General features: G+C 62.3%; 3 protein-coding genes. 1 reads left to right on the forward strand and 2 read right to left on the reverse strand.

Annotation, left to right across the window (positions count from 1 at the left end; all coding sequences use genetic code 11):
* Together ACCD00_RS30045 and ACCD00_RS30050 are read right to left on the reverse strand one after the other, a co-directional pair.
* The coding region (locus tag ACCD00_RS30045) for a beta strand repeat-containing protein (RefSeq protein ID WP_413428836.1) at positions 1 to 4,128 on the reverse strand (4,128 nt) is incomplete at its 3' end.
* A gap of 89 nt (positions 4,129 to 4,217) precedes the next feature.
* Positions 4,218 to 4,505 (reverse strand): PilZ domain-containing protein, encoded by a 288-nt coding sequence (locus ACCD00_RS30050; protein ID WP_413428837.1) that lies wholly within the window; start codon positions 4,503 to 4,505, stop codon positions 4,218 to 4,220.
* A 202-nt stretch (positions 4,506 to 4,707) separates the two neighbouring features.
* Between ACCD00_RS30050 and ACCD00_RS30055 the strand changes: the two genes are divergently transcribed.
* Positions 4,708 to 5,373: a LuxR C-terminal-related transcriptional regulator gene (locus ACCD00_RS30055; protein ID WP_413428838.1), complete on the forward strand. Its 666-nt coding sequence runs from the start codon at positions 4,708 to 4,710 to the stop codon at positions 5,371 to 5,373.
* The last annotated feature ends 222 nt before the right edge of the window (positions 5,374 to 5,595 follow it).

The raw sequence follows: 5,595 nt of genomic DNA on the forward strand, positions 1-5,595 counted from the left end.
CACGGTGCCAACATCGTTGCCGGTCACGAAGCTGAGCACCGGTGCGTCGTTGCTGCCGGTGACGGTGACGGTCACCAGCTGGGTGTCCACCCCGCCGAGGCCATCGCTGACCTGCACGCTGAACACGTCATCGTGGCTCTCGCCCGCCTGCAGCGACTGCACCGCACTGGCAACGCCATTGGTGCCGTTGGCCAGGGTGTACGTCCATTGGCCGGTGGTGTCCACCGCGATCGCGCCGTAGGTTCCAGTTGGCGAGCCATTGATGCTCCAGGTCGCCGTGGCATCGTGATCGATGTCGGCCGAGCTGAATTGGCCGCTGACGCTGAGGGTGGTGTCTTCCTGCACGGTGCCAACATCGTTGCCGGTCACGAAGCTGAGCACCGGTGCGTCGTTGCTGCCGGTGACGGTGACGGTCACCAGCTGGGTGTCGACGCCGCCGAGGCCATCGCTGACCTGCACGCTGAACACTTCATCGTGGCTCTCGCCCGCCTGCAGCGACTGCACCGCACTGGCAACGCCATTGGTGCCGTTGGCCAGGGTGTACGTCCATTGGCCGCTGCTGTCCACCGCGATCGCGCCGTAGGTTCCAGTTGGCGAGCCATTGATGGTCCAGCTGGTCGTGGCATCGTGATCGATGTCGGTCGAGCTGAACTGACCGCTGACGCTGAGGGTGGTGTCTTCCTGCACGGTGCCAACATCGTTGCCGGTCGCGAAGCTGAGTACCGGTGCGTCATTGCTGCCGGTAATGGTGATGGTGACGCTCTGCGCCGCGGAGGTTGCGTTGGCCGTACCGCTGTTGTCGCTGGCCACCACGCTGTAGGAGAAGCTGATGGTTTCGCCGGCACGCAGGAAATCCAGGTTCTCGCTGCTGCTGTAGTGCCAGCTGGTCTGATCGACCGAGAAACCGGCGACCAGCGCCGCAGCCTGCGCCGCACCGAGGGTGCCGCCGCTCCAGACGATATCGTGGTTCGAACTCTGACTGATCGTGACGACGTCATTGCTGTCCAGGTCGGCGAAGCTCAGCACCCCGCTGTCGCTCAGCGTGGCGGCGCCGTTGCCTTCGTTCATCGCTCCGCTCGCGTCGCCGACGCTCAGGGTTGGCCGGTCGTTGGTGCCGGTCAGGGTGATGGTCACCGTCTGCGCTACCGAGACGGCGTTGGCCGCGCCGCTGTTGTCGCTGGCCACCACGCTGTAGGAGAAGCTGATGGTTTCGCCGGCGCTCAGGAAATCCAGGTTCTCGCTGCTGCTGTAGCTCCAGCTGGACTGATCGACCGAGAAGCCGGCCACCAGCGCGGCGGCCTGCACCGCACCGAGGGTGCCGCCGCTCCAGACCAGATCGTTATTGGCGGTCTGGCTGACCGTCACGATGTCATTGCTGTCCAGGTCGGCGAAGCTCAGGGCCCCGCTGTCGCTCAGGGTGGCGGCGCCGTTGCCTTCGTTCATCGCTCCGCTCGCGTCGCCGATGCTCAGCGTCGGCCGGTCGTTGGTTCCGGTCAGGGTGATGCTCACCGTCTGCGCTGCCGATACGGCGTTGGCCGCACCGCTGTTGTCGCTGGCGACCACGCTGTAGGAGAAGCTGATGGTTTCACCGGCACGCAGGAAATCCAGGTTCTCGCTGCTGCTGTAATGCCAGCTGACCTGGTCGACCGAGAAACCGGCGACCAACGCGGCAGCCTGCGCCGCACCGAGGGTGCCGCCGCTCCAGACGATATCGTGGTTCGAACTCTGACTGACCGTGACAACGTCATTGCTGTCCAGGTCGGCGAAGCTCAGCGCCCCGCTGTCGCTCAGCGTAGCCGCGCCGTCGCCTTCGTTCATCGCACCGCTCGTGTCGCCGATGCTCAGCGTCGGCCGGTCATTGGTGCCGGTCAGGGTGATGGTCACCGTCTGCGCTGCCGAGACGGCGTTGGCCGTGCCGCTGTTGTCGCTGGCGACCACGCTGTAGGAGAAACTGATGGTTTCGCCAGCGCGCAGGAAGTCCAGGTTCTCGCTGCTGCTGTAGTGCCAGTTGTGCTGATCGACCGAGAAGCCGGCCACCAGCGCCGCGGCCTGCGCCGCACCGAGGGTGCCGCCGCTCCAGACGATATCGTGATTCGAACTCTGACTGACCGTGACGACGTCATTGCTGTCCAGGTCGGTGAAGCTCAGTGCCCCGGTGTCGCTCAGGGTGGCGACACCGTTGCCTTCGCTCATCGCCCCGGTCGTGTCGCCGATGGTCAACGTTGGCCGGTCGTTGGTCCCGGTCAGCGTGATCGTCACGCTCTTGCTCACTGTCGCCCCGAAGTCATCGGTCAGCGTCACCGTGAACACTTCGCTCTTGGTCTGGCCCGCGGCCAGGTACTGCGCCGCGCTGTTGTTCAGGGTATAGGTCCAGCCCACGCTGCCCGCCGCGTCGCCGGTGCTCTCATCGCTGACATTGGCCACCAGCGTACCCAGCGCACCGGCCGGTGTGCTCACGCTGGCCACATGGGCGTCATCGGCCAGGTCGACGTCGCCGAAGGCGAAGCTGCCACTGGCCACTGTGGTGCCGTCTTCGGTCACCGCACCGCTTTCGACTTCTGCCGCCGTCACCGTCGGCGCGTCATTGGTCCCGGTCAGGGTGATCGTCACATTCTTGCTCACCGTCGCCCCGAAGTCGTCGGTCAGCGTCACCGTGAACACTTCGGTCTTGGTCTGGCCCGCCGCCAGGTACTGCGCCGCGCTGTTGCTCAGCGTGTAGGTCCAGCCCACGCTGCCCGCCGCGTCGCCGGTGCTCTCGTCGCTGACATTGGCCACCAGCGTACCCAGCGCACCGGACGGTGCGCTCACGCTGGCCACATGGGCGTCATCGGCCAGATCGACGTCGCCGAAGGCAAAGCTGCCGCTGGCCACCGTGGTGCCGTCTTCGGTCACCGCCCCGCTTTCGACTTCGGCCGCGGTCACTGTCGGCGCATCATTGGTGCCGGTCAGGGTGATCGTCACGTTCTTGCTCACCGTCGCCCCGAAGTCATCGGCCAGCGTCACCGTGAACACTTCGCTCTTGGTCTGGCCCGCGGCCAGGTACTGCGCCGCGCTGTTGTTCAGGGTATAGGTCCAGCCCACGCTACCCGCCGCGTCGCCGGTGCTCTCGTCGCTGACATTGGCCACCAGCGTACCCAGCGCACCGGACGGTGCACTCACGCTGGCCACATGGGCATCATCAGCCAGGTCGACGTCGCCGAAGGCGAAGCTGCCGCTGGCCACCGTGGTGCCGTCTTCGGTCACTGCCCCGCTTTCGACTTCTGCCGCCGTCACCGTCGGTGCGTCATTGGTGCCGGTAATAGTGATGGTCACATTCTGCGTTGCCGACGACCCATGACCATCGCTGATGGTGACCAGGTAAGTTTCGGTTACTGTCTGTCCCTGGGCCAGGTACTGCGCTGCCGCATTGTTCAGGTTGTACGTCCATTGCACCGAACCGTTGGCAGCATTCGCGGCTTCGCTTACCGACGAGAGCATGAACGTACCAAGATGAGTAGCGTTGCCCCCCGCCGGCGCGAACGTCGCCATGTGCGTGTCACTCAGGTCGACGTCGTTAAAGACAATCGTGCCGCTGGCCGTCAGCGAGTCGGTCGTGCTCGCAGTGGTGTTGGCGTCTTCGGTCACCGTGCCGGCCTGTGCGCCGAGACTGATCGTCACACCATTATTCACGCCCGAAAACTGCACCGTCGCAGTAGCCCAACTGAGCGTTCCGTTGCCGAGGCGAATCGCATAGGTAAAGCTGTCCGTCAGGAGCTCGCCAGTGGCAAGCGCCTGGAGTTGTTCCTTGAACGCAGATGAGAAAGTGGCGGCGTCGTAGCCGACCTTACCGTCCGAGGTGATCCAGATCTTTGCACCATTCAAACTGGTGTCAGAACTTGTCGCCTCGGCCCTCGCCGTATCCTGGGTCAGGAGGTCGGCCGGAGCATAAGTCTTGGTGGCCGTAGAAAGACTGTCCGCGTTGTCGAGTGACCAGAGTGTCTTCGCGTTTCCACCGAGGTCATTGGACATGACGTCCCAATAGACGACCCCCAACAGGTTTTCAGTGGTGCTGAAGATGTCATCCTTCGCCTGCGGCGTGTTGGAAAACGAGGTAACGGTTCCGCCGCTGGTAGTTGTAGTGCTAGCCATGTCTTTCTCCCAAGAATGTCACCCTGAGCAAAAAACCGCTGTGGACCGCTAACAGCCACAGGCCGATTCTTCCTCACCCCACGAACACCTCACTCAACCGGCACCAGCCGGCTGGTCAGCAGTTTCACGCCCGCCCCGGTCCTGCCACCCTGTGGCTCAATGCGCACGATTTGTCCTTGCGCCTTGAACTTCATGGGGCCGCCGGGAGTGTCGAGTTCGATCTCGAATTCAATCAAGCTACCCAGTTGCTGCTCGCTATCGGTTTCGAAATACAAACCGGAGGCGCTGATGTCACGGGTGACACCGTGGCTCCCACCGGTCAGTTTCAGCGACAGGGTGACTTGTTCACGGGGCTCAACTCGGTATGTGCCTTTCATGGCTGCAGTCTAAAAGGACCCTTGTTTTTTACATGAGCGCGCTATCCCTTTTTTCTGGGAGTCAATCAGCCATGAAAACAGTGTTTTACGGGACAAATGTCATGGGAGGGGTTGCCCGAAGCGCTATAGAAAAAAGCTACAGGCTGCAACGATTGCTATCATGATCAGCTAACACAACCCGCCTAAAGAGGCAGCGAACCGCATGCCAATTCAAGTCCTGCTAGTTGCTCTACCGCTCGTGGCCTGGGGTCTTGAGCGTCTGGTGGAAAGCGCTCAACCGAGGTTGATGCTGGCGGGTTCGGTGTCGTCGGTGGCGCAATACCTGCTTTCGCTGCACCAATACACGCCAGATGTGGTGGTACTGGACCTGGACAGCGAGGACTGTATCGAGTCGCTGGCCGACTTGCACAGCCAGACCAAAGCCAAGATTCTGGTAGTGACAGGGTCGAGCAACGTGGCGCTACATGACAGTGCGGTGCTGGCGGGCGCACGTGGTGTAGTGGATAAGCGGGAGTCGGCATCCGCCTCAACATTGCTCAAAGCCATAGAAAAAGTGCATGACGGCGAACTCTGGATCGACCGCAATGCGACCAGTCGTATCTTCCTTGAACTGGCGCGCAAGAAAGCCGAGCGGGATATAGATCCGGAGCAACATAAAATCGCCAGGCTAACGCGTCGCGAGCAGCAGACCATTGCATCGCTGGCCAGCGACCCCTCAGCCCCTGGCAAGCTGGTGGCCGAGAAGCTGCACATCAGCGAGCACACGCTGCGCAACCATTTGACATCGATCTACAGCAAGCTGGGCCTGACGAACCGCGTGGATCTGTATGCCTACGCACACAAGCATGGGCTTTTCACAAGTGACTGAGGACTGCGGTGGCACGCCGGGCGGCGTTTCGATGATGGACGTTAGCGATGGCGCGGGAAACCTGGTACCCCGCGGTGCGCTCGGGTTTTTCGCGAGCGAGCTCGCTCCTACAGGGGGGACAAAAACAAAACCCCTACCTGCAGATGCAGATAGGGGTTTCGGAATTTAATCTTGACGATGACCTACTCTCACATGGGGAAACCCCACACTACCATCGGCGAT

It is taken from the genome of Pseudomonas sp. Pseusp3 (assembly GCF_047304225.1).
GTDB classification, from domain to species: Bacteria; Pseudomonadota; Gammaproteobacteria; order Pseudomonadales; family Pseudomonadaceae; genus Aquipseudomonas; species Aquipseudomonas fluorescens_CD.